17 protein-coding genes are annotated in these 23,789 nt (G+C 68.3%); 1 reads left to right on the forward strand and 16 read right to left on the reverse strand.

From position 1 onward, the window contains the following. Positions 1-10: 10 nt before the first annotated feature. The 8 genes from ACWCOV_RS34845 to ACWCOV_RS34880 all read right to left on the reverse strand — a co-directional run bounded on the left by ACWCOV_RS34845 (position 11) and on the right by ACWCOV_RS34880 (position 12,434). Positions 11-766, reverse strand: coding sequence for a thioesterase II family protein (locus tag ACWCOV_RS34845; RefSeq protein ID WP_449833622.1), 756 nt, complete (start codon positions 764-766; stop codon positions 11-13). Beyond that, entirely contained in the window at positions 763-2,016 is a 1,254-nt protein-coding gene (locus tag ACWCOV_RS34850) for a cytochrome P450 (protein WP_449833623.1), read from the reverse strand. The genes ACWCOV_RS34845 and ACWCOV_RS34850 overlap by 4 nt, the downstream gene beginning before the upstream one ends. Next, the gene (locus tag ACWCOV_RS34855; protein WP_449833624.1) at positions 1,997-5,440 is read right to left on the reverse strand and encodes a non-ribosomal peptide synthetase; all 3,444 of its coding nucleotides are present in this window, start codon (positions 5,438-5,440) and stop codon (positions 1,997-1,999) included. The genes ACWCOV_RS34850 and ACWCOV_RS34855 overlap by 20 nt, the downstream gene beginning before the upstream one ends. Further along, complete coding sequence (locus ACWCOV_RS34860; RefSeq protein ID WP_449833625.1) at positions 5,433-7,007, reverse strand: amino acid adenylation domain-containing protein; 1,575 nt, start codon at positions 7,005-7,007, stop codon at positions 5,433-5,435. The genes ACWCOV_RS34855 and ACWCOV_RS34860 overlap by 8 nt, the downstream gene beginning before the upstream one ends. A gap of 115 nt (positions 7,008-7,122) precedes the next feature. Continuing rightward, the gene (locus ACWCOV_RS34865; protein ID WP_449833626.1) at positions 7,123-7,902 is read right to left on the reverse strand and encodes an MBL fold metallo-hydrolase; all 780 of its coding nucleotides are present in this window, start codon (positions 7,900-7,902) and stop codon (positions 7,123-7,125) included. A gap of 32 nt (positions 7,903-7,934) precedes the next feature. Next, entirely contained in the window at positions 7,935-8,771 is an 837-nt protein-coding gene (locus ACWCOV_RS34870) for an alpha/beta hydrolase (RefSeq protein WP_449833627.1), read from the reverse strand. Between the two features lie 16 nt (positions 8,772-8,787). Continuing rightward, positions 8,788-9,612, reverse strand: a complete 825-nt coding sequence (locus tag ACWCOV_RS34875) for an alpha/beta fold hydrolase (protein WP_449833628.1) — start codon at positions 9,610-9,612, stop codon at positions 8,788-8,790. 92 nt (positions 9,613-9,704) lie between these two features. Beyond that, positions 9,705-12,434 carry an AAA family ATPase gene (locus tag ACWCOV_RS34880; RefSeq protein WP_449833629.1) on the reverse strand — a complete coding sequence of 910 codons (2,730 nt, stop codon included), beginning with the start codon at positions 12,432-12,434 and terminating at the stop codon, positions 9,705-9,707. Between the two features lie 127 nt (positions 12,435-12,561). On the opposite strand from ACWCOV_RS34880, the gene ACWCOV_RS34885 reads away from it, so the two are divergent. Beyond that, positions 12,562-13,407 (forward strand): alpha/beta fold hydrolase, encoded by an 846-nt coding sequence (locus ACWCOV_RS34885; protein ID WP_449833630.1) that lies wholly within the window; start codon positions 12,562-12,564, stop codon positions 13,405-13,407. Positions 13,408-13,466: 59 nt separating this feature from the next. Here ACWCOV_RS34885 and ACWCOV_RS34890 read toward each other — a convergent pair whose 3' ends face one another. The 8 genes from ACWCOV_RS34890 to ACWCOV_RS34925 form a co-directional block, all read right to left on the reverse strand. After that, on the reverse strand, positions 13,467-14,261 hold the full coding sequence (locus ACWCOV_RS34890) for a hypothetical protein (protein WP_449833631.1): 795 nt from the start codon (positions 14,259-14,261) through the stop codon (positions 13,467-13,469). Next, complete coding sequence (locus ACWCOV_RS34895; RefSeq protein ID WP_449833632.1) at positions 14,258-14,407, reverse strand: hypothetical protein; 150 nt, start codon at positions 14,405-14,407, stop codon at positions 14,258-14,260. The genes ACWCOV_RS34890 and ACWCOV_RS34895 overlap by 4 nt, the downstream gene beginning before the upstream one ends. 182 nt (positions 14,408-14,589) lie before the next feature. Next, positions 14,590-17,259 (reverse strand): exo-rhamnogalacturonan lyase family protein, encoded by a 2,670-nt coding sequence (locus ACWCOV_RS34900; protein WP_449833633.1) that lies wholly within the window; start codon positions 17,257-17,259, stop codon positions 14,590-14,592. Between the two features lie 5 nt (positions 17,260-17,264). Further along, positions 17,265-19,859: an exo-rhamnogalacturonan lyase family protein gene (locus ACWCOV_RS34905; protein ID WP_449833634.1), complete on the reverse strand. Its 2,595-nt coding sequence runs from the start codon at positions 19,857-19,859 to the stop codon at positions 17,265-17,267. Beyond that, complete coding sequence (locus tag ACWCOV_RS34910; protein WP_449833635.1) at positions 19,856-20,767, reverse strand: carbohydrate ABC transporter permease; 912 nt, start codon at positions 20,765-20,767, stop codon at positions 19,856-19,858. The genes ACWCOV_RS34905 and ACWCOV_RS34910 overlap by 4 nt, the downstream gene beginning before the upstream one ends. Positions 20,768-20,779: 12 nt before the next feature. Further along, positions 20,780-21,778: an ABC transporter permease gene (locus ACWCOV_RS34915; protein ID WP_449833636.1), complete on the reverse strand. Its 999-nt coding sequence runs from the start codon at positions 21,776-21,778 to the stop codon at positions 20,780-20,782. A gap of 3 nt (positions 21,779-21,781) precedes the next feature. Continuing rightward, entirely contained in the window at positions 21,782-23,329 is a 1,548-nt protein-coding gene (locus tag ACWCOV_RS34920; protein ID WP_449833637.1) for an extracellular solute-binding protein, read from the reverse strand. Continuing rightward, a partial coding sequence (locus ACWCOV_RS34925; RefSeq protein ID WP_449833638.1) for a hypothetical protein occupies positions 23,326-23,789 on the reverse strand: 464 nt, incomplete at its 5' end. The genes ACWCOV_RS34925 and ACWCOV_RS34920, both read right to left, overlap by 4 nt.

Here is a 23,789-nt window from a genome sequence, read left to right on the forward strand (position 1 = left end):
TACCGAATGCTCAGCAGGTGTTGCCGGTCAGCGACGAGCTGATGCGCGCGATGATTTCCGGGTGGCTGTCGAGGAGGTAGTAGTGATCTCCCGGCAGGACGCCGGTTCGCACGGATGCGCTGGTGTGTCGGCTCCAACCAGGTGAGTCCGCAGCCGCTACGTGGGGGTCCTCGTCGCCCACCAGGACGGTGATCGGGCAGGTGAGTTGCTGTCCGGGCCGGTGCGCGTAGGAGTAGAACATGCGCAGGTCGTGCTGGATCGCGGGAATGACGACAGCACGGGTCTCGGGGTCGTCGAGCGCATCCGAGGAGAAGCCGATCCGGCGCAGTTCGTCGACCACTTGCTGAGCAGTGCCGAGTGGCTCGTCGTTCGGGACCTGACGATCAGGAGGCGTGCAGCCGGAGGCGAAGACGTGCGTGGGTCCCGGGACGCGCTGGGTTGCGAGGATCCGGGCCGCCTCGTAGCCGACAAGAGCACCCATGCTGTGTCCGAAGAGCACGTACGGGCGGTCGACGAGCCACTGCAGCGCTCCTGCCACCCGACGGGCGGCCAGGAGAAGGTCGGTGAGTGGGGGATCTCCCAGCCGGTCCTCCCGCCCGGGGAGTTGAACAGCCCACAGTTCGAGGCCCGGCGGGATGTCGGCCGCCCACGGGCGGAAGAAGCTCGCGCCCCCGCCGGCGGGCGGGATGCAGACGATTCTGCCGCGGACGTCCGGATGTGTCGCCAGCAGCCGCAGGTTCTGCTGCCAGGGAGGTGCGGTTGTCACGGTGACTCCAAGAAGGTGATCGGACGATCGACGGCCGCACTGACCGGGAGGTGCAGGAAGCCGCGCAGCACTGAACGAAGGTTGTGCTCCGCGGCCCCGGCGGCTCGGAGCCCGGGCAGCCGGGAGACGATCTTGGTGAAGACGAGGGCGCCCTCCTCCTGGGCCATGGCCGCGCCGATGCAGTAGAAAGGCCCACCCCCGAAGCTGAGGGGCGGTGGACCGGGCCTGCCGACCAGGAAGGTGCCGGGGGCGGCGTAGACGCTCGGATCGCGGTTGGCGGCACCGAGGACGACGGCGAGTTCCGCGCCCGCGGGGAGCGTCGTACCACCGAGCTCCACGGTGTCCACGGTGATCCGCCGGGTGACCTGCATGGGGGCGTCGTACCGGAGGATCTCGGTCATCGCGGTCCGGACGAGGCCGGGATCCATGCGCAGCCGGGCGACGGTGCCCGGGGAGTCCAGCAGTGCGGCGACACCGTTGCCGATGAAGTTGCTGGTGTTCATCGTCCCCGCGACGAAGATGGAGGTGAACATCGAGGTGAGCTCGTCCTTGGAGAGGGTCTCCGGATCGGTGTCGTGGACCCGCACCAAGTGCGAGGCGAGATTCTCGCCGGGCCGGCGGCGGCACGCCTCGATGACGTGCTCGAAGTACTCCAGCAAGTCGTGGAAGCTCAGATCGGCCGCGTACAGGTCCTGTTCGGACAGTTGCGGTTCCAGCAGGTTGGCGAGGGCGAGCGAATGGGACCGGAAGCCGGCGATCTCATGCTCGGGAAGCCCCAGCACCCGGGCGATGCTGATACTGGGCAGCCGGTACGACAGCACGTCCTGGACGTCTGCCTCGCCACGCGCCGCGATCTCCGCCACGAGATCGTCGATCAAGGCGTCCACAGTCGCCGACTCCGCGGCGATGTGCGACGCGATCCGTCGTTTCGTGAAGAACTTGTTGACCACCCCACGGCGGCGCGGGTGGGACTCCACGTCGCCGAACTGCATCGTCCGCATCAGGCAGCGAACCGCGGGGTGGTTCTCCCAGGTGGGGATGCGGCGTTTCACCCACGCTGCGTCCGGGCGGCCGAAGGCGCGGCCGGACAACGCCTGGACGCAGTCGGCGTACCGGACGACGACGGTTGCCTGGTGCCGGTCGTCGTACGCCGGTGGGTGCTCGCGGAGGCGGTCGTAGAGCGGGTATGGATCGCGACGGCCTTCCTCCGTGTCGAGGAGTTTCAGCGCGTCATGGCAGTCGGACGTCATGGCGACGCATCCCTTCCAACTCGTCGGCCAGCAACGCGGCCAAGGCGGCCACAGTCGGTGCCGAGTACAGAGCGCGCAGGCCGACGCGGCTGTGCAGGCTGTCGCGCAGCGACTGGGTCGCCTGCGCGGCGAGCAGGCTGTTGCCACCGAGCGCGAAGAAGTCGTCGGACCGCCGATCGACCGGTGTGCCCAGGACGAGTTCCCACTGGCGGGCGATGGTCTCCTCCAGGCCGGCCCTCGGAGGCTCGTCGGAGATCGGACTCGTCGCGGTCGGTGCTGACGCCCAGCCCGCCAAGGTCATGCGGTCGACCTTTCCGTTGGCGGTGAGCGGCAGTTCGTCGATGACGAAGAACTGACTCGGGATCGCGTAGATCGGCAGCCGGGCGGCCAGGTACGACCGCAGGGCGTCGAGATCGACGGTGTCGTACGCCGGAATCACGAAGCTGACGAGCCGCTGCGCACCCCGTGTTCCGGTCGCCACCGTCGTACTCCGGTCGATCTCGGGGTGGTCGTGCAGCGCGGCGTCGATCTCGCCCAGTTCGATGCGGAAGCCGTTGATCTTCACCTGGAAGTCGGTGCGGCCAAGGATTTCCAGTACGCCGCCCGGCCGGTAGCGCACGAGGTCGCCGGTCTTGTACCAGCGCTGCCCGCCGTACCGGACGAACCGTTCGGCGGTCAGTTCCGGATCACCGCGGTAGCCGTCGGCCACGCAGACGCCGCCGACCCAGAGCTCACCGGCCAGCCAGTCGGGACAGTCCCTGCCGCGAGCGTCCACTACTCGGTGGCGCTGGTTGCTCAACGGGAACCCGTACGGGATCGAGGTCCAATCCGCCTCCACGGTGTCCACCTCGAACGCGTTCGACCAGATGGCGGTCTCCGTCGGCCCTCCCAAGGCGATCAGCCGGCAGCGGCCTGCGCTCGACGCCGCGAGCCGGGCCGGCAGGTCCAGGGGAATCCAGTCGCCGGACAGCAGGGCCAGTCGCAGACTCGAAGGCAGGTCTCGTGACGGTGACAGAAGTGCATTCATCGACGAGGGGACGGAGTTCCAGATGGTGACCTGGTAGTCGTGGATCAGCTCCCACCACGCGTCGACGTTCCGGCGCTGCTCCTCGTTCACGAGCACCAAGGCGCCGCCTGCGGCGAGCGGACCGAAGGTGTCGTAGACGGAGAGGTCGAAGTCCAGCGCGGTCAGCGCCAGTGCCCGGTCGTCCTCGCCGACGCCGTAGCGTTCGTTGACCCAGTCGATCGTGTTGACTGCGGCTCGGTGCGAGACCTCGACCCCTTTCGGGCGGCCAGTCGAGCCGGAAGTGAAGATCACGTACGCGAGACCGTCCGGGGTTCGGCGAACCGGGTCGCGCAGCGGGTCGGCATTGACCGCTTCGGCGTAGGTCAGCACCCGAACCTTGCCTTGCCAGTCCGGTATCCCCGGGCCTTCGTCGGCGGTCACCGCGAAGCGGACGCGCGCACGTTCCAGGATCTGCCGTTGCCGCTCCGCTGGCGCGTCGGCGCCTACGGCGACGTACGCCGCACCCGCGGCCAGGACGCCCAGGACGGCCGCGATGTCATCCCCACCCTTGGGCATCACGACCGCGACGACCTCCGCGGAGCCGACACCGAGCTGGGACAGCGACGCGGCGATCCGCAACGCGGAATCCGCCAGCTGCCCGTACGACACGCTCTCCCCACCGTGCCGGTACAGCGCAGTCCGTTCGGGATGTTCGGTGGCACGGTCGAAGAACCGTTGGTGGAGCAGGGTCTCGGTCCGGGGTACGGCGTTGGCGTTGACTGCTTCCCGCCGTACCCGCTGATGTTCCGGCAGTGCGATGTCCACCGCTCGGGACCACGCCGTCTCGTCGGCCGCCAGGTCGCTCACCAGCCGGGTGTAGGCGGCGAACGCGTCGTCGACGATGCCGGACTCGAACAAGCCGTCGACCGCGTCCCACACCAGGTCGACCCGATCCTCGTGGGAGAAGACCTGGTGGTCCAGCCACACCTGCGGCGTCTGGGTGATCATGTACCCGAGATCGCCGAAGCACGTGCGGAAGTGGTCGGTCACCATGTCGCTGCCGAACGCGTCGAACACGTTGTAGGAGAAGACGATCGGGGCCGGGTTCCCATAGACGGAGTTCCGTTGGGCCAGGTCGCGCAGCACCTCGACGCCGTAGTACTCCTCGTGGGCTTGGTTGGGCCGCAGGCTCCGCTGAACCCCGAGGGCGCGGTCGCCGAACGTCGAGTCGCTGGACAGGTCGATGGGCAGCAGAACGATGTTGGAGAAGTCGCCGACCATGTTCGGCACCGCCGGGTGGGTGATGCGCCGGCCGAAGTTGGGCAGGTTGAGCAGGAACCGCGGCTCGTTGCTCCACCGCCCGAGCACCTCGGCGTAGGCAGTGGCCAGCGCCACGGCCGGGGTCACGCCGTGCGATCGGGCGCGAGTCTCGAAACGCTGCCAGTCCGCCGGTGCCATGGCGTGGGACCGCCGGCTGAACCGAGGGCGGTGGATGTGCTCGGGTGCCCTGGCCAGTGGGATGCCGGGCGGTCCGGGCAGGTCGGGGAGCAGACTGCGCCAGTACTCCTCGTCGACCCGCCGCTCGGCGGCCAGCCGGGCGCGCCGGTCCACGAGGTACTGCGGGAACTCGTAGCCGACCGGTGGAAGAGTTTTCTCCGGGGCGCTGTAGAGGTGACTGAGGTCGTCCAGGATCACCTGGACGCTTCGCCCGTCCGCGACCAGGAGGTCGAACTCGCAGTGGATCCTGGAGAATCCGCCGTCGGCGAGGGTGAGTTGGAGGTCGAAGACCTCACCGCGCTCGACGTCGAGCCGGCGGTGCGACAGCGTCTCACGGATCTCGGCCAGACCTGCCTCGACCTTCGCCAGGTCGTTGCCGCGCAGGTCGTGCACCACCAGCTCCGACCACGGGGATTCGGGCATGATCTGTTGCCGGCCGTCCGGCAGGAACCGCGCCCGAAGCATGCCGTGCCGGCTCAGCACAGTGCGTACGGCCGCTTCCAGCCGGTCCGGATCGATGTCGTGGGCATCGAATTCGAAGTAGACGTGGGAGCCGACTCCGCCCAGCGGCTGATCGTCCGCCCGGCCGACCCAGTACGCCTGCTGTGTCGGCGTCAGCGCGAAGGGGGCATGAACGTCGACCTCGTGCACTGGAACGGGCCGGTCGACCGGCCTTCGCACAACCTCGTCGACCGCCTTCGCCATGGCTGCCAGTTCGGGGTTGCTGGTGAGGGTCTCGAAGGAAAGGATCGGCGAACCGAACGCCAGCTCCAGGCGGTGCAGCAGCCTGATGGCGGTGAGCGACGTACCACCGAGCTTGAAGAAGTCGTCGGAGGCGAGGACGTCGGAATGGTCGAGCACGTCCCGCCACATCTCGGCGAGGGCTGCCTCAGTGGCGGTCAGGTCGGTCACATCACGCATGGGGAAACACTCCTTGCATCGGTCTCGGCTCGCGTGACGCGTGCAGGGCCCGTCGGTCGACCTTGCCGTGGGACGTCAGCGGGAGGTCGCCGCGGACATGGATCCGCGCCGGGACCATGTAGCGGGGCAGCGTCGTCACCAGGTGCTCGCGAAGGTCCTCCTCGGTGATGTCCGTGGTGTTCGGAATCACGAACGCCACCAGCGATCGGGGACCGTCACCCTCGCTCACCGTCACGAAGCACCGCTTCACCGCCGGATGGCCGCCGAGGTGGTGCCTGACCTCACCGAGCTCGACCCGGAACCCGTTGACCTTGACCTGTTCGTCGCGCCGGCCGGTGAAAACCACATCGCCACTGGACAGGAGGTAGCCGCGGTCGCCGGTGCGGTAGAGGCGCTCCCGTACGCCGGCGATGTCGCGATGGACGAACTGTTCCCTGGTCAGGTCCGGCAGCCCCAGGTATCCGGCCGCCAGACCGTCACCCGCCAAGCAGAGCTCACCAATCTCGCCCGGCTCGCACAGCCTCCGCGCACCGTCGGCGAGCACGTAGAGGCGAGTGTTCTGCAGGGGACGGCCGATCGGAAACGGCATGTCGTCGCGCGGCAGGTTGTCGACCGGGTAACACGTCGCCACACACGTGGACTCCGTGGGCCCGTAGAGGTTGAACACGCGCCCCGGCCCGTACGCGCGCAGCGCCTTGGCCATGTGCCGGTGCGATTGCGCCTCACCGCCGACGGTCATCGTCGCGACGGGATCGAGGACCTCGGGTGCCTCGTCGACGATCAGGTTGAACAAGGACGTGGGCAGGGCCACCAGGTTGATGCGCCCCGTCCGGATGACCTCACCCAACCGGGACAGGCGGACGGGCTCGGGGGGATATAGCACCAAGGTCCCGCCACCGAGCAGCGCGCCCCAGATCTCGGAGGTGGCCATATCGAACGTGAGGGACCCCAGTTGGAGGATGCGGCTGCGATCGTCCACCGGCCCGAAAGCGGTGAAGAACACCGTCCGGTTGATCCCTCGGTGCAGGATCGGCACGCCCTTGGGCCGGCCCGTCGAACCTGAGGTGTAGTAGACGCACGCGATGCTCTCGGCGGTCGAGGCGTACGGCGGGTTGGTGTCGCAGGCCGTCAGCGTCCGTCCGTCGAGTAGGAGCAGGCGTGCCTCGACACCGTCGAACCGTTCCGCGATCTGCTCCGGCTGGTCGCTGAGCACCCACCGGCACCCGGCATCGGCGACCACGTGGCGAAAGCGTTCGTCCGGCCATTCGCGGTCCAGCGGTACGAACGTCGCCCCGCACTTCAGGATGCCCAGCAGCGCCACCAGCATCTCGGGCGAACGAGGCACGCACACGCCGACGCTCGCACCCGGCCCGACGCCCTCAGCACGCAGGGCGCGAGCAAGCCCGTTGGCCAGCCGGTTCAGCTCGTGGTAGCTGACTTCACGATCACCCTGGATGACGGCGGGTGCGCCAGGCCGACGTGCGGCCCAGTGCTCGAACCGCTCCTGCATGCTGCTGTCGCGCGGATACGGCGTCGTCGTCCGGTTGATCTTCCGATGGATGGCCAACGCCGCAGCCGAGCAAGGAATAGACACCATTGCCCGATAGTGACCCCCGGCAACGCCCAGCGCTCCCGCTCAGCCCTGGCACGATCCGGCGTGACAAAAACCCGCCATCGGCTGGTTACAGGTGGGTTGGGCGGCCGGGCTCGAGCCACCTGACGACGTCCTGGACGCCGGCGGCGCGGTCGAGTGTGGTGCGGACGTGGTCCGTCGGTTCGCTGAAGTGTGACCAACCGTCGTAGTGGACCGGAACCGCCAACCTGGGCCGAAGGAGTCGCACGAGAGAGATCGCGTCGCCGCTGTTCATCGAGTACCGCAGCGGTCCGGTGACGGGAAACCTGACATTGCCCAAGTGCATGAGCAGCACGTCCACGTCGAGCTCCCGGGCGAGTCGGCGTACTGGTCGATGCAAGACCGTGTCGCCGGTCATCCACACCGACACGGTGGTGGCGTGTCCGAGCTTCAGGGCGAATCCGATGACCGGCCCCGCCACGGGTCTGCTCAGAGGTGGGCCGTGACGGCAGGGCGTGCCCCGGATCGAGAGGCGTTCTTTCCCGGGCGCGTCCAGCGACGTGGTCTCGCCGGCGGACAGACCGCGGACGTTGGGCGCCGCGATCCGCCGGGCACCTGCCCTGGTGGTGAGGACGGTGCCGGCAGCGGGGAGCAGGTCGCGGCCGCGGTCGTCGAGGTTGTCGGCGTGGTGGTCGTGGCTCAGCAGTACGACGTCGACCGGCCCGATCTCATCCGGCCGCAGCGCGGGGCCTGCGGTTTTGATCGAGGACGTGCCCCAGCCGAACTGGTACTTGCGTCCTGGTGGGTCGAAGGTGGGGTCGGTGAGGATCCTCCACCCGCCCAGCTCGAGGAGGACGGTGGGTCCGCCCAGGTGTGTCATCCGAATCATGGACGGACCGCCCGTCTTGTGCCGCTTGCCGGTCAGGAGTCGGTGGTGCGGTTCGGCATCGCTTGTGCGTGGTCGAGTGCCCAGTCGAGCGCGTAGTCGGCCACAGCCTCCCAGCCGGGGGCGGCGCAGGTCCAATGGTCGCGGCCCGCGAACTCGTGGTACTCGGTGAGGGCGGGGGACTTCTTGTAGTGGTTGGCGTTCGACCTGTTCACCGAGGGCGGCATGATGTGGTCCTTCTCGCCTGCGATGAACAGCAGGGGAGCGCGGTCGGCGGAGTAGTCGAGCCACGTGTCCTGGTGGCCGGGTTTGAAGTTGGCGAACAGGCCGAACTCCCACACCCAGTTGCCCGGGGCGGGAATGTGGTACCGCTCCCAGACCGCCGCGGACTCCGCTTCACTGAGGGTGTTGGTGAAGGCGTAGTGGAACTCCTCGGCGGTGAAGCCCACGGCCCGGTGCCGGTTGGCCGGGTTCTTCAGCGCGGGGAACAGTGACTTGGCCTGGGAGATCGGGTTCACGCGCACGCCCTCGGTCGGCGCGGAGTCGACGACGACCCCGGCGGAGCCGAGGCCCCGGGCCAGCAGCAGCTGGGTGAGGGTGCCGCCGAAGGAGTGCCCCATGATGATCGGCGGCGTCTCGACCTTCTCGATGACGTCGGCAAGGTGGTCGAGGGTCTCGGGCACGGTCAGGTTCGCGATGATGTCCGGGTTCTCGCGCAAGGCCTCGACCTCGATCTCGAACCCGGGGTATCCAGGGGTGAGGACAGTGAGGCCCTTCGCCTGGTAGTGCTGGACCCAGTTCTCCCAGCTGCGCGGTGTCATCCACAGGCCGTGCACGAGGACGACGGTGTCGGGACGGCGGGTGTCGTTCATGAGATTCCCCTTCGGATCAGGCGTCGATGAACTCGATCAGGTCGGCGTGCAGCCGGTCGCGGTCGGTGTCGGGCAGTGCGTGGCCGCTGCCTTCGTAGACCTTCAGTACGGCGCCCTGGATCAGCTCGGCGGACCGCTTGCCGCCGACGTCGAACGGCACGATCTGGTCGTCGTCCCCGTGGATGACCAGGGTCGGTACGTCGACCTTCTCCAGGTCCGGACGAAAGTCGGTGGCCGAGAAGGCGGCGATGCACTCGTAGGCGCCGCGGTGGCCACAGGCCATGCTCTGCAGCCAGAACGCGTCCCGGAACCCCTGGTCGACATCGTGCCTGCGGTTGTGCCCGAAGAACGGGCCGTCGGCGAGGTCGCGGTACAGCTGTGATCGGTTGGCGGCCTCCCCGGCCCGGATCTGGTCGAACACCTCGATCGGAAGTCCTTCGGGGTTGTCGCCGGTTCGCAGCATGAGTGGCGGTACGGCGGACACCAGGACGAGCCGGGAGACCCGGCTGCTGCCGTGGCGGCCGATGTAGTGGACGATCTCGCCGCCGCCGGTGGAGTGGCCGACCAGGGTGATGTCGCGCAGGTCGAGGGCGTCGATGAGGGTGGCCAGGTCGTCGGCGTAGGTGTCCATCTCGTTGCCGTTCCAGGTCTGGCTCGAGCGCCCGTGGCCGCGGCGGTCGTGGGCGATGGCGCGGTGCCCGTGCTCGGCGAGGAAGCGGGCGCCGGCTTCCCAGGCGTCGGAGTTCAACGGCCAGCCGTGGCTGAGGATGACCGGCGAGCCGCCGGAGCCCCAGTCCTTGTAGAAGATCTCGGCGCCGTCGTCGGCGGTGATGAAGGGCATGGGCTCCTCCTTGCGTGCGGTTTTCCCCGAGCCTGTCCCGGTTCGGAACCGCGCGGACCACGTGCAGCGCGTAGTCCTGACTGCGGGGGCGGTCAGGAGGGTGGGCTGATCCGGTCGGCGAGCTGCCGGCGGGAGGAGACTCCGAGCTTCTGGAAGACCTTGCGCAAGTGGTAGTCGACGGTGTTGGCGCTGAGGAACATGGTGGCGCCGATCTCGGCGTTGGTGTGGCCGGCCGCGGCAAGCCGCGCGACTGTCAACTGCTGGGCGGTGAGGTCGAACGGGCCGGGTTCTCCGGCCGCGGGCGCGTGTTCTCCGATGGCTTCCAGTTCGTTCCGGGCGCGCTGTGCGAATCCCGGCGCCTGCGCACGCTCGAAGATGTCCACGGCCCGACGCAGTTGCTCCCGTGCGTCGCGGCGACGCCGTGCCCGGCGTAGCCACTCGCCGTACAGGAGATGGGTTCGACCGAGCTCGACCTCGATGTCGGTCGGGGCGAGCGTCGCGATGGCCGCTCGGTAGTGCGGTTCGGCCCCGTTGTCGTCGACGAGGGCTCGCGACCGCTGCGCAAGACCTGCCGTCCAGGGCGACCCGTTGACCCGCGCAAGCTCCTCCAGGCGCTGCACCAGCCCGGCTGCCTCCTCGAGGTGTCCGCTGCGGACCGCAGCCTCGACCAGATCGGGGATCTCCAGCGGTGTGACCTGCAAGAACGGGTCGTCCACGAGCGGTTTCAGCCGGGCGTACGCGTCGCCGTAACGGCCTTCGGAAAGGTCCCGGACGGCGAGCGCCGCGACGCCGGAGGCGTACACGCCGCCGAAGCCCATCGCGCTCGCGCCATCGGCGATCATCTCGATCTGGGGCCGGGGTGCTCCGGTCCAGGCCAAGAGGGCCACGTTGACCACATGCTCGGCGTCGTACCCGATGGCGCGGCGCAGCTCACGCACCTGCTCGATGTACTGGCTTGCCCGTTGCGGAGTTCCGCCCTTCAGTTCGGCCAGGGACATGATCCAGAGCACGCCGTCGAGCAGTTGCAGTGAGCCTGCGTCGCGGGCGGCTTCAGCGGTGGCCTCGAGGCAGTCACGTCGCGCGGTTTGGTCCCACAGCGCCGTGGTGAGGGCGACGCTGATGGTTCCGTACTGCAACAAGGCTTCCGGGCCCAGTTGGGCGATGGCGTCCACGGCAGTCCGCATGATCGGGACCGCCTCGGCGTAGGGCAGCAGGATGTGAGCGCTGAGGGCGCGCAGGATGGTCGCGGCGATGCCGTCGCCCAGCTCGGCGCCCTTGCGCATCCGGGCGCCGAGCTCGCTGAGAGTCGCGCCTCGCGCGAGGCGTTCGGCCGGCAACGTGTACTCGAACGCCTTGATCAGCGCGGTTTGCTCCAGCACTGTGTCGTGACCATGGAACAACTCGGCGGCGGCCAGCATGTTCGCCCCGCCGTTCATCAACGCCGGGTCCGCGGTGAAGATGGCGATGCTGGCGCGGGCTGAGATCAGCCGGCCCCGCGAGACCGCGTCCAGGGCGTCCTCGTCGACGTCGTCGAGCAAGCTCTTGGCCAGCTGTCCGGCGCCGGCGGCCAAGGCAGCCTCGGCCGCAGCCACCAGCCGGGCGTACTTGCGACCTCCCTGTGGTGTCAGCGCGGAGGCCTGGGCCAGCACCCTGGCGCGAGACGAGAAACCACCGCGTTGTCCCGCCAGGTCGGCCACGCGCTCCAGCCGGTCCGCCACGGCGGGGTCGGTGCCGAGCGTGGCCTTCGCGGCATGCCAGGCTTCGAGTTCGACCAGGCCCAGCTGACCGGACGCTGCCGAGAGCGCGCGGTGGACACGCCGTCGCTGTCCGCCCTGGGCAGCGTTGTACGCCGCCGACCGCACCAGCGGATGCCGGAACCGGGCTGACGGCGACAGCACCACCAGACCGGCGGCCTCGGCCTCGTCAGCCGCGCTGTCCGGCAGGTCGAGTTCGCGTCCAGCTGCGCGGATGAGGTCGATATTGCCGGTGGAGTCGGCTGCCGCGATCAGCAACCACTGCTGCAGGTCAGCGGACAGATGGCGGATGCGGCGCAGGTAGAACGCTTCCAGATGGTGCCCGACCGGGATCGGTTCGGCGGCGAGGCTGGATTCGGTCAACTGTTTGATGCTGAGTTCGTTGGCCAGGTCGATCAGCGCGAGCGGATTGCCACCCGTTGCCGCGACGATCTGCGCCGCCGCGGCCGGATCGAGGACTTCGGGCAGCGACGACCTCAGCAGCCGGATCGCCGACTCGGGAGCCAGCCCGGCGAGACCGAGCTCGGGCACCCCGGCCAGCTGCGCCGCGAGAGCGGTATCGTGGCGTCCGGCGAAGATGATCGCGGCCGACTCCGCTTCCAGTCGCCTGGCGACGAACGCCAGGACGTCCAAGGACTCCGAATCCAGCAGGTGCGCGTCGTCAACCGCGCACGCGACCGGCTCGACCTCGCCCGCGGCGGCCAGCAGTCCGAGCACGCCCAACCCGACCAGGAACCGATCCGGTGGCGGGCCATCGGCCACCCCCGAAGCCACCCGCAGCGCGTGCTGGTGGCGTTCGGGAAGCGACTGCACGTAGGGACGCAGCGGGATCATCAGGCGCTGCACGGCGGCGAACGGGATCGTCGACTCCGCCTCGTACCCGTCAACCTGCAGATGCCGCATCCCGGAGGCACCCGCCAACGCGGCCTCCAGCAGCGATGTCTTCCCGATGCCGGGCTCGCCGGACACGAACAACGCTCCACCGCGCCCATTGCGCGCATGCGAAAGCAGACTACGAACCTGTCGCTGTTCGGCATCCCGCCCGAGCAGAGCCCCCTCCACTCCCATACCCGCAGACCCTAAACGGGCCGCCCCACACCCCGCCAGCGATAACTACTACGCGTCTCACGTGGTCCGGAACGGCGGCATGCCGATCCACGATGCGTTGACCGGCACCGAACCAAAGGAGCGCATCGTGAAAGTTCGAGCACCACGCCGTCTGCATGTGCTGGCTACAGCGCTGGGCGTAGGCCTGGCCCTGCTGAGTGGATCCCTGCTGAATGCCACCGCCTCGACCGGCTCGGAGCAGAACGCTTCCCAGCAGGAGGCGCGCACGGCCAAGCCCACCATCGTTCTCGTGCACGGCGCCTTCGCCGACTCCAGCGGCTGGAACGCGGTCGCCGGCCGCCTGCTCGACGCCGGCTATCCGGTGCTGGCGTTCTCGAACCCACTGCGCGGTCCCCTCGCCGACGGCGCGTACCTCCGCGACTTCCTGGCCACCATCGACGGACCCACAGTCCTGGTCGGCCACTCCTACGGAGGCGCCGTCATCACGAACGCCGCCACCGGCAACCCCAACGTGAAGTCCCTCGTGTACGTCGCCGCCTACGCCCTGGACGAGGGAGAGAGTGTGGCGGCCGCCAACGCCTTGGGCGGCGGGCACACCGAGGTCACCGATCACCTGGTGCTCCGGCCCTTCCCTGGCGCCGGCGAGGGAGACGCCGACGCCTACATCGACCCGGCCTACTTCCACCAACTCTTCACCCAGGACCTGCCCAAGGCAACTGCCCGGTTCCTGGCCGCGACTCAGCGTCCCGGCGCGTTGGCTGCACTCGTGACGCCCTCCGGGCCACCGGCCTGGAAGACCGTCCCGAGCTGGTACCTCGTCGCCAAGCAGGACCGGATCATCCCGCCCGAGGCGGAGCGGGCCATGGCGGCCCGGGCCGGCTCGACCGTAATACAGATCGACAGCTCACACGTCGCGATGATGAGCCACCCCGACACAGTGGTGAAGCTCATCCGGGACGCCGCCAGAGGATAACCACCCAACCCCCGCGCAGGCTCAGCCATCGGGCTTGCGCGGGGATGTCCTCGAAGTGCTCAGGCCACGACGGTGAAGCCGTGGCGGAGGCCGAGTCTGGTCAGCGACTCCTTGCCGGGGATGCCGTCTGCGTCGGCGCCGGTGAAGCCGAGCTTGCGCTGCCATTGCGCATAGGCCTTGATCGTCACCGTGCCGAACGATCCGTCCTTGGCGAACGCCGGCGACAGCAGACCTTCGGCCACCAGCGCCGCCTCGACGATCCGTACCGCGGCCGGATGCGAGGTCGCGCCTTGCGGGCCCGGCGCGTCCTTGCGGGCAGCGCTCGCGACCGCTGCTGTTGACACCTTCGGCAGTCCCGGACGACCGGCACCGCCACCTGCTGGTACGGCCTTGTAGTTCGGCCGGCCGAAGCCGCGGATCATCGTCGTGCCGCCGGCCCAGCGCCGACTGTGCCGGAACACCCCGACACCGGTCCTGCTGCCGTCCAGGTTGGTGTTGCCCTCGATCGTCTTCACGAAGTCGCCCTCGACCCGCTCGACGAAGAACACGTGCGCGATCCGGCCCAGCTCCCGGTCGAACAGGAAGCCGACGTCGCCGGCTCGCGGACTGTTGAACAACCGGCCCGCGTTCTTGAAGCCGTTCTGCATGGTCGGGGTGAACGCGCTGTCCGTCCCCGCCACCAGCGGCACCTTGTTGACCTTCCACCCCGCGACCAGGAACGTCGCGCACCAGGCCTGCCCGTTCGCGTGCCCGGCCTTGGCGGCGTACGGGTTCTTGTTCGATCCGAGCGGCCGCTCCATCGTCCGCACCTGCGCCGCCGCCCAGGTGAGCAGGTCCCGCACCGTGCCGCTCATGACTCGGCCTCCAGCGTCGCCCCGTCCACCAGGTCCTCGTCGTACTGCGGGAGCCGGGTCTGCTCGACCTGGTCCTGCGCGCCGTCCTCCGGCAGCGGGTAGTTCCCCGTCTCGACCGGAGCCTCGGCCCGTGTCTCGTTGTCCATTCTTCTGTCCCCCTGGATTCCACGGGCCGGTCCGGGCGAACCGGCCCTTCACCGACAGAATCCGCGGCGGGCTTCAGACAGGCTTGAAACCAGGCTTCAGACAGTCTTAAACCCCAGGCCTGGACCGGCTACCTCAACCGCGCGACCGTGGACGTCACGCTGACGTCCACGGTCACGTGAGGTCAGGGGTTGACGATCTGGTCGCCGACCAGGGCGAGGGTTTGGATGGCGGCCAGGCCGTAGAGCGCCGTCGTGTTGGTGGAGACCCACTTGGCGGCCTGGGTCGGGTTGAGGGTCGACTTCACGTCCTCGGCCGTCCACGGCAGGTTCGGGCCGTAGCCGTCGCCGGTGTAGAACTCCTTCCAGGCCCGGGCGGCCAGGTCGTCCCGGTCCAGGCGTACGGCGGCGTACGCGGTCAGGCGGGCGTGACCCTGACGGAGGATGAGGTTGCCGAAGTACGCGCCGCACTCCGCCGTCTGCTCGGCCCGGCTGGCGTTGTAGAGCCGGCAGTACTGCAGCCACGCGGCCTCGAACGCCGGCATGTCGACCAGGTCGATGATCTCGGCGCAGATCTCCACCTGGCCGAACATCGCGCTCAGGTGCGACACGCTGACGGTCTTCTCGGCGACCGGCGCGAACCGCCCGGTGTCGAGGTCGTAGAGCCCGCCGCCGGTGACGAAGCCGTTCGGCATCGCCGCGATCGTCTCCATCGTGCCGAGGAGCTTGCTGCGCGCCGTCTCGGCCTTGGGTCCTTGACGTTCCCATTCGGTCAGCCAGGCCGCGGCCAGACCGCTCCAGTCCGTGCCGAGGCCGATGGCGAGGGCATGCGGGTCCGGCTCGTACGGCTCGGTCCTGATCTTCCGCAGTGGGTCCAGCACGAGGAAGGTGCGGTCTGAGTCGACCAGCTCGGACAGCAGATCGCCAGTGCGCTCGTCGGCGGTCAGGTAGTAGTAGAAGCGGCGGTAGATCGCCGTACTGATCCGTTGCTGCTTCGCACTGTCCGCCCAGTGCTGTACGCCGTGCCGCGTCCCCAGACCGGCCCACTGGCCGAGGTGGTAGACGTCGACCTCGCCGGTGTGCCGGGTCATCGCCTCCGCGAACCGGAAGATGTCGGCCCGGCCGGACCGCAGGAACGCGTACCAGAGCCACAGGTCCGGCGAGAGCTCCGAGTTGTCCCACGCGTACCCGCCCACGTCGTACCGCCAAACCAGCCGGTCCTCGTCGAACGTGTGCATGATGTCGCCGTAGTCCCAGAACCCGTACCAGTGCCGCGACTCGACCTGACCGCGGTAGAAGTCGAACAGGAAGTCCAGGTGGTCCTCGATCGCCTTCTTGGCCGGCACCGACCGGTCCACCGGCGTGACCAGCCCGCCGAACACCTTCGTCGACACCAACTGGTCCACCGGGTTGATCAGCTGCGGGGGAGTCCGCACCTGGTCGGCCAGATCGCCCAGCCGGTCGGCCGACGGTGTCGCAGCCAGCGCCCAGAACGTCAGCTCACTGGTCCGTGCGATCCCGTACGGCGTGCCGAACGCCGGCTCGTAGTCCTCGTAGGTGATGTTGAGACCCTCGAGCTGCTCCGGGTACGTGTCCTGGCCCATGCCGTCGTGGTAGAACCGCGTGTCCATCGGACCGGCCTCGGGCGACCACAGCCACACGGTGACTTCGGCCTCGTCGGTCGCCGCGCCCCGGATGTCCAGCTGGGTGGGGTGACGCTGCCAGAAGTCCCTTAGTCCAAAGGCGAATCCGCCTGTCACGCCGCCGACGTACCCGAGACCGGACGCGCGTTTGCCCTGGTCGACCGGGATCCAGCCGTATCCCTTCTTGGTCCGCTTCTTCACGGTGAAGCCGTCGGCGTTCAACTGGCTCAGCGTGTAGTCACCCCACTCGGGGATGTACTGCAGCCGCGTCGTCACCCGCTGGTCCCACGTCGACGGGTCGGGCAGCTTGGTCCCGGCCACCTGGGCAGCCCGGACGACGGCGCCCGGGTCCCGCCGCAACCCGGTGATCCCCTTCACCGCCTCGGCCAGCATGCCGTGGCCTTCGCCGACGAACCGGACATGCCGGTCGTACGCCGCATCGCGCAGCGGCACCCGGAACCGCACACCGAGCCCGGCGATGTAGTCCTGTTGCCCGTCGCGGTCGTAGACGAACGTGTGCACCATCCGCACGTTCTCCGCGCCCGCGGTGAAGTACAGCCGGACCGAGAACGGCAGCCAGGTCTTGCCCTTGCGCGACTTGTGCCGGCCATCGATCTTGACCACCGCGCGGACTGGGCCCGCCTGCTCGACGGTGACCTTCTGGATGTCGCTGTCGTAGCGCTCCCGGACGCTGCCGGCTTCCTCGTCGTCGGCGATCTTGTCCTGCTTGAGGTTGACGAGCTGGCCCTTCCGGGCGATCAGCACGTCACCGCGCCAGATCTGGCTGATCAGCTCGGGCCCGCTCTTCCGGATCCGCGCCTTGATCACGCCGGTGTCGACGTCGACGTAGGTCGTCTCCTGCTTGACAGTGACGGCCTGCGCGGGGGCGGCCGCCGTACCAGGGCCGAGGGTGTACGACTCGGCTGGTGAGTCCACCGCTATGGCGTGTGCACTCCATTTGAGCGAGCCGTCCGGCCAGTAGGCGGTCGGCCAGCTCTGCAGTGGTACGTCGCTGCCGTCAGCAGCCTTGAGTGCGAAGGACTGGTTGGCCGGTACGGCGCCCTTCGGCCACGGAGTGCCCCAGGTCGTGACGGCGGCTGTGGTGGGCTTGCCTTCCAGCCAGGTGAGCTTCACTTCGTTGACTTCGGCCTGCTGCGTGAACGCCGCAGCGGCGGGGGACTCCAGCAGGGACACCGCAGGTACGGCGGCCATGCCTGCTAGGACTGTTCTTCGGGTGACCGATGAGCCGTTTTCCACGCCGTTCCACCTCTGTCATTCCGGTGTTCGGGGATCAGGGACAGGTTCTGGATCGCTGCGAGCGCGTACTGTGCCGCGCCGTTGGTGCTGACGAAGGCCGCCTCGTCGACGGGCATCAGGCAGCCGTCGATCGCGGTCGTCTTCCAATCCGCCTCGCGTTGCAGGGCGTTGCGGTTGAGCTGGTCGCCTTCGTCGAGGAAGAACTTGCGCCAGGCCAGCCGGGCCAGCTCCGCGTCGCCTGTCCGCGCGGCGGCGTACGCGGCGAGCCTGCTGTGGGCCTGGACGAGTGAGATGCCTTGCAAGGGCCGGCCGACCTCTGCGGCCTGCTGCTCGGGCGGCAGCAGGTACAGCCGGCAGTAGTCCAGCCAGGCCTTCTCGAACCCGGGTACGTCGAGGTCCAGGTCGATGAGCTCGGAACAGATCTCGGGCAGCCCGAAGAGCGAGGACAGGTGGGACACCGCGATGCCCCGCCGGCTGGTGTCGAAGCGCCCGGTGGACAGGTCCATTCGCGCGTTGCCGGTGAGGAAGCCGTAATGCAGCGCGGCGATGTCGGACATCGTCCCGACCAGCCGTGCCCGGGCCCGGTCGTCCCCGTGCCGCTCCCAGCGCGTGAGCCAGGCCGCGGCGAGCGCACCCCAGTCCACGCCCAGCTCGATCGACAGTGCGTGCGGGTCGGGGGAGTAGACGTCGGGACGGACCTTGCGTTGCGGATCGACGACCAGGAAAGTCTCCTCGACGCTCGCGACCTCGTCCATCAGGTCGCCGACGCGCTCGTCGGCGGTCAGGTAGTAGTAGAAGCGCCGGTAGATCGCGTTGGAGATGCGCACCTGCTTGCAGCTGCAGCCCCAGTGCTGCACGTTGTGCCGCGACCCGAGGCCCTTGAACCGGCCGAGGTGATGGATGTCGACCTCGCTGGTGTGCCGCGTCATCGCCTCGGCGAACCGGAACACGTCGGCCCGGCCGGTACGCAGGTACTGGTACCAGAGCCACAGGTCCGGCGACAGCTCGGAGTTGTCCCAGGCGAAGCCGCCTACGTCGTACCGCCAGGTGTGCCGGTCGCGGTCGTAGGTGTGCATGACGTCGCCGTAGTCCCAGAACCCGTACCAACGCCGCTGCTCGCGCTGGTTGACGTAGTACTGGAAGAGGAAGTTCAGCCGGGCCTCGATGTCCTGGTCGTCGGCGGTGGGCAAACTCCAGCTGCCGAACACACCGGCTTCCAGAAGGCGGGCGGGGGAGACGGCGAGCAGACCGGGGGAGTTGAGCAAGGCTGCGTGCTCCGCCAGTTCGTCCGCCGACGGTGTGCTGTTGTGGACCCTCAGCGTGAGCTCGTGGGTGCGGGCGATGCCGTGTGCGTTGCCGAAGCCGGGTTCGTAGTCCTCGTAGGTGATCTCGAGGCCTTCGAGCTGTTCGGCGTAGCTGTCCTGGTCCATGCCGTCGTGCCAGTAGCGCACGTCCATGGCCGGTGCACTTGGCGACCACATCCACACTGTGGCGGTGGCCAGATCGGTGGCCGCGTTGCGGATGTCGAGGCGCGTCGGGTGCAGCTTCCAGAAGTCGCGAAGGCCGAACCCCAGTCCGCCGCTGGCGCCACCGACGTACCCGTAGCCAGGTGACCGAGTGCCGGCCGGAATGGTCACCCAGGCGTGACCGGGGCCGGTGCGTTTGCGCAGGGTGAAGCCGTCCGCGCTGGTCTGGTCGAGGGTGTGGTCGTTCCACTGCGGGATCAGGTGCAGCCGGTTCGACACTTCGGGGTTCGGGATCTCTTCGACGGCACGGCCGGCCACCTGCGCTTCTCGTGCTTCGTCACCGGGATCGCGACGCAGACCGGTCAGGCCGCGGACCGCCTCGGTGAGGAAGCCGGACGGACCGGCCAGCCGGACGTGCCGGTTGTGCGGTTCGTCGCGCATCACCACGTCGGCGCTCAGGCCGAGCCCGGCCAGGAAGTCCCGATCCGGATCGCCGTCCCAGACGAAGCTGTGCACGATGCGTACGTCGGTGGCGCCGGCGTAGAAGTACAGCCGGACGCTGAACGGCAGCCAGTCGCCGTGCTTGCCGTCGAGCCGGACGACGGCCCGCACCGGACCGTCCTGTTCGACAATGAGATTGTCGACGATCCCCGTCGTCTGCTGCCTGGTGCGACTGAGGTCCTCGTCGGGCGCGTCCTGCCGCAGGCTGATCAGCCGGACACCGCTGACAATGGTTTGGTCGCCGTGCTTGATGGATGCGATCAGGTGTGGTGCCTTCAGCAACCAGGTGACATCGCCTGACCTGACGCGAACCTCGTCGCCGTCACGCTCGACGCGCACCGGCTCGGCCGGAGTCGACGGCTCTCCGGTGACCAGCTCGTACGACGACTCCGGCTGGTCCGACCGCCCGATCGCGTGGGCGGACCACTTGATCGACCCGTCCGGCCAGCTCGCGGTCGTCCAGCTCTGCACCGCCGTACCGTCGGCCAGCGCGAAGCTGGTGCCTTCGGCAACCGTTCCGCGAGGCCAGGGGACGCCCCACGTCGTCCCTTGTCTACAGGGCGTTTCGAGCCACTGCAATGTCGTCATTCCTTCACCGATCCGATCAGGACGCCCTTGGCGAAGTGCTTCTGCAGGAACGGGTAGAAGAACAGGATCGGCAGCGTGGCCACCACCACGACCGCGAACTTCAGGCCCTGCTCGGGGAACGTCACCGTCTCCAGCTGCTGCAGCACGTTCGCCGAGTCGGCGTTCGCCGCGGTCAGCTGGCGGACGATCATCTGCAGCGTCCACTTCTTGCTGTCGTCGATGTACAGCAAAGGAGACATGTAGTCGTTCCAGATCCCGACCGCGTAGAACAGCGAGAACGTCGCGATGATCGGCTTCGACAACGGCAGCACGATCCGCAGGAACACGTTCAGCTCGTTGCAGCCGTCGATCCGGGCCGCCTCCTCGAGCGCCTCGGGCAGCTCCTGGAAGAAGCTCTTCACCACGATCAGGTAGAACGGGTTGATCGCCAGCGGCAGGATCAGCGCCCAGTAGCTGTCCAGCAGGCCGAGGTCACGCACCACCAGGTAGGTCGGGATCATGCCGCCGCTGAACACCAGCGTGAACACCACCAGGTTCAGCACCAGCGCCCGCCCCGGCAGGAACCGCTTCGCCAGCGGGTAGGCCATCGTCAGCGTGAGCAGCAGCTGTACGACGGTGCCGACCGCGGTCACACAGATCGTGGTCAGCAGCGCCCGGACGAACGTGTCGGTGGAGAAGATGTACTGGTACGTGTCGGTGACGAACTTCTCCGGCCACAGGAAGAACGGCCGCGAGCTGATTTCCGACTCGGTCGCGAACGACCCGGCCAGCACGTAGAGCAGCGGCAGCACGGTGACCAGGGCCAGCCCGGTCAGCAGCACGACGTTCAGCACGTCGAACACCTTGCTGCCGGTCGAGTCGTAGTACCGGACCGACGGCTTGCGAGGCTTCGTCAGTGTCATCGCCATGGTCGATCCCTCTCAGAACAGGCCGCGCTGGCCGAGGCGCTTGGCCAGCCAGTTCGAGCCGAAGATCAGCAGGACACCGACCAGGCCCTTGAACAGGCCGACCGCGGTCGCGTAGCTGAACGCGCCCTGCGTGATGCCGATGTAGTAGACGAACGTGTCGAACACGTCCGCGACGTCGCGGTTCAGCGAGGTGGTCATCAGCCAGATCTGCTCGAACCCGGAGTCCATCAGGTTGCCCGACGTCAGGATCGCCATCACCACGATGGTCGGCCGGATCGCCGGCAGCGTGATGTGCCAGAACTGCCGCCACCGGCCCGCGCCGTCCACCCGGGCCGCCTCGTACAGCTGCGAGTCGACGCCGGCCAGCGCGGCGAGGTAGATGATCGTGCCCCAACCGGTCTGCTTCCACAGCAGCTGCAGCACGATCAGCGGCCGGAACCAGTCGGTCTGCGCGACGTAGTCGGTCTTCTGCCCGCCGACCAGGCCGTGGATCCAGTTCGCGATCACGCCGAAGTCGACCGAGAACAGCAGGTAGGTCAGCGACGCGACGATGGTCCAGGACAGGAAGTGCGGGATGTAGATCAGCGACTGCACCGACCGCTTCAGCACGTTGACCCGCAGCTCGTTCAGCATCAGCGCCACGACGATCGGGGCCGGGAACACGAACACGATCGTGAGCAGTGCGAGCAGCAGCGTGTTGAACATCAGCCGGCCGAAGTCCGGCCCGGCGAACAGCTCCTGGAAATGCTTGAGTCCGACCCACTCGCTGCCCGAGTAGCCGAGGAACGGCACGTAGTCCTTGAACGCGATGGTCAGGCCGTACATCGGCAGGTACTTGAAGACGATGAAGTACGCGAGGCCGGGCAGCAGCAGCAGATACAGCCAGCGGTAGCGCATCAGGTCGCGCCACAGCGGCACCGGCCGGGCGCTGCGCTTGCGTTTCGGAGGTGGGGCCTGCCGCGGAACCTCCGCGGCAGGCTGGGCCACCCCCGGCACCAGATCAGTGGCCACGGGTCAGCCGCCGACCTTGGCGACCAGGTCGTTGACCTCCTGGGCGATCTGCGTGCCACCACCGTCGTACCAGCGCTTGATCTGCGCCTTCAGCTGGTCCTCGGTGATCGCGCCGGACAGGTACTTGATCCGGGCGTCCGGGACGATCGTGTCGAGCGTCTGGCCCTTCGACACCGCGGTCGGGGCGATCACGCCGAGGGCGGGGTTGAACACCGCGGTCTTGATGTCCTCGTTCATCAGCACGTCGAACTTCTCGCGCATCGCCCGGCTGGCCGCGTCGTTCGGCCGCAGCGCGTAGGCGCCCAGCCCGACGCTGGCCCGGGTGCCGAGCTGGATGAAGGCCTTGTCGACGTCGTTCTGGATCGCCTTGACCTTCGGGTCGTCCTGGTTGATCGGCACCGCGTACTTGCCGTCGGCCTTGAAGTTGCGGCCCTCGATGCCGTTGGTCAGCAGGATCGAGCCTTCCTTGGACTCCAGCTTGTCCAGCGTCTGCAGCACCTGGTCGAGCTGCTCCTCGGTGCGGATGTGCTGCTTGGAGATCGCCATCACCATGTTGTAGCCGGTGAACGGGTAGGAGTGCTTCTCGCCGTCCGGGCCCTTCAGGTTGCCGACCAGGGTGACCTTGTCGAAGTCCTTCGGGTTCTTCTCCTTGAACAGGTCGAGCAACTGGGTCGCCCGCACGTTCACGTCGATGATCATGCCGCCCTTGCCCTGGACGAACGGGTCGTTCCAGTTGCCGCTGTCCAAGGTGGCGAAGTCGGGGTTGATCAGGCCCTCGGTGACCCACTTGCGCAGCCAGCGGTTGGCCTCCAGGAACTCCGGGGTGTCGAAGCCCGGGACCAGCTTGCCGTCGCGCTCACCCCAGCCGTTCGGGGCGCCGAACCAGGTCTCGACCACGTCGTACGGGCTGGCGCTGGCGTAGTTGCCCGGCCACTTCGGGATGATCAGGCCGTAGGTGTCCTTCTTGCCGTTGCCGTCCGGGTCCCGCTCGGTGAACGCCTTCGCGATCGTGTAGAGCTCCTCGACGGTCTGCGGCTCCTTCAGGCCGAGCTTGGCCAACCAGTCCTTGCGGATCACGATGCCGGAGCGCAGCAGCGGCCGGACCCGGTAGATGCCGTAGGTCTTGCCGTTGGTCATCGAGTTCTTGGCGGTCTGCTCGTTGGCCGGCTTCAGATTCGGGTACTTGTCCAGCTTGCCGGTCAGGTCCCAGAACGCGCCGGCCTCGGCCGCCTTGACGAACGACGGGCCCTTCTCGTTCACCACCATCACGTCGGGGATGTTGTCCGAGGCAAGCGTGACGTTGGACTTGTCGCCGTACTCGGCGTTCGGCACCCAGGTGATCTTGAGCTTCTTGCCGATGAGCTTCTCGACGGCCTGCTGCAGCTCGCCGCCCGGGTCCGGCGCGGTGCCGAACAGCGGCGCCATCACCGTCAGCTCGTTGCTGGCCGCCTGGCCTTCGTCGCTGTCGCCGCCGCCGGAACACGCGGAGGCGAGCAGTGCCGTCGAGGCTGCGACGGCGACGGCGATACGCCGTCGGGAGAAGATGGTCATGAGTTCCCTTTCAGATGCAGGCGCGCCTCGTTCTCGGCGAAGAAGCGCAGGCAGAGCCAGGTGTCGATCTGAATCCAGCCGCCGCCGGCCAGCACGATCCCGAGCACCGGGAACTTGCCGGACAGGTAGGCGACGGACACCGCGACGAAGAGCAGGACAAGGGACGACGCCGGTCGCGCCAGCGCGACCAACGATGCCTTGGGCAACAACTCGCGGACCCGGAGGTCGTAGTGCACGGCCATCGGGAGCAGGTAGGCGGCGATCACCCCGAGCGCGACCAGCGCGAGCAGGCTGGCGAGCCGGGGGACCGACGCACTCGCGCCGAGCGACGCGAAGTACAGGTAGTTGCCGACCAGAACCACCGCGGCCGCCACCAGCGGCAGCACGACCAGCTGGCCGCGGCGGAACTCGCGCCGGAATGCGACCCGGAAGGCAGGCAGAGCATGAAACGATTCACCGG

Source organism: Kribbella sp. NPDC002412 (assembly GCF_053592935.1).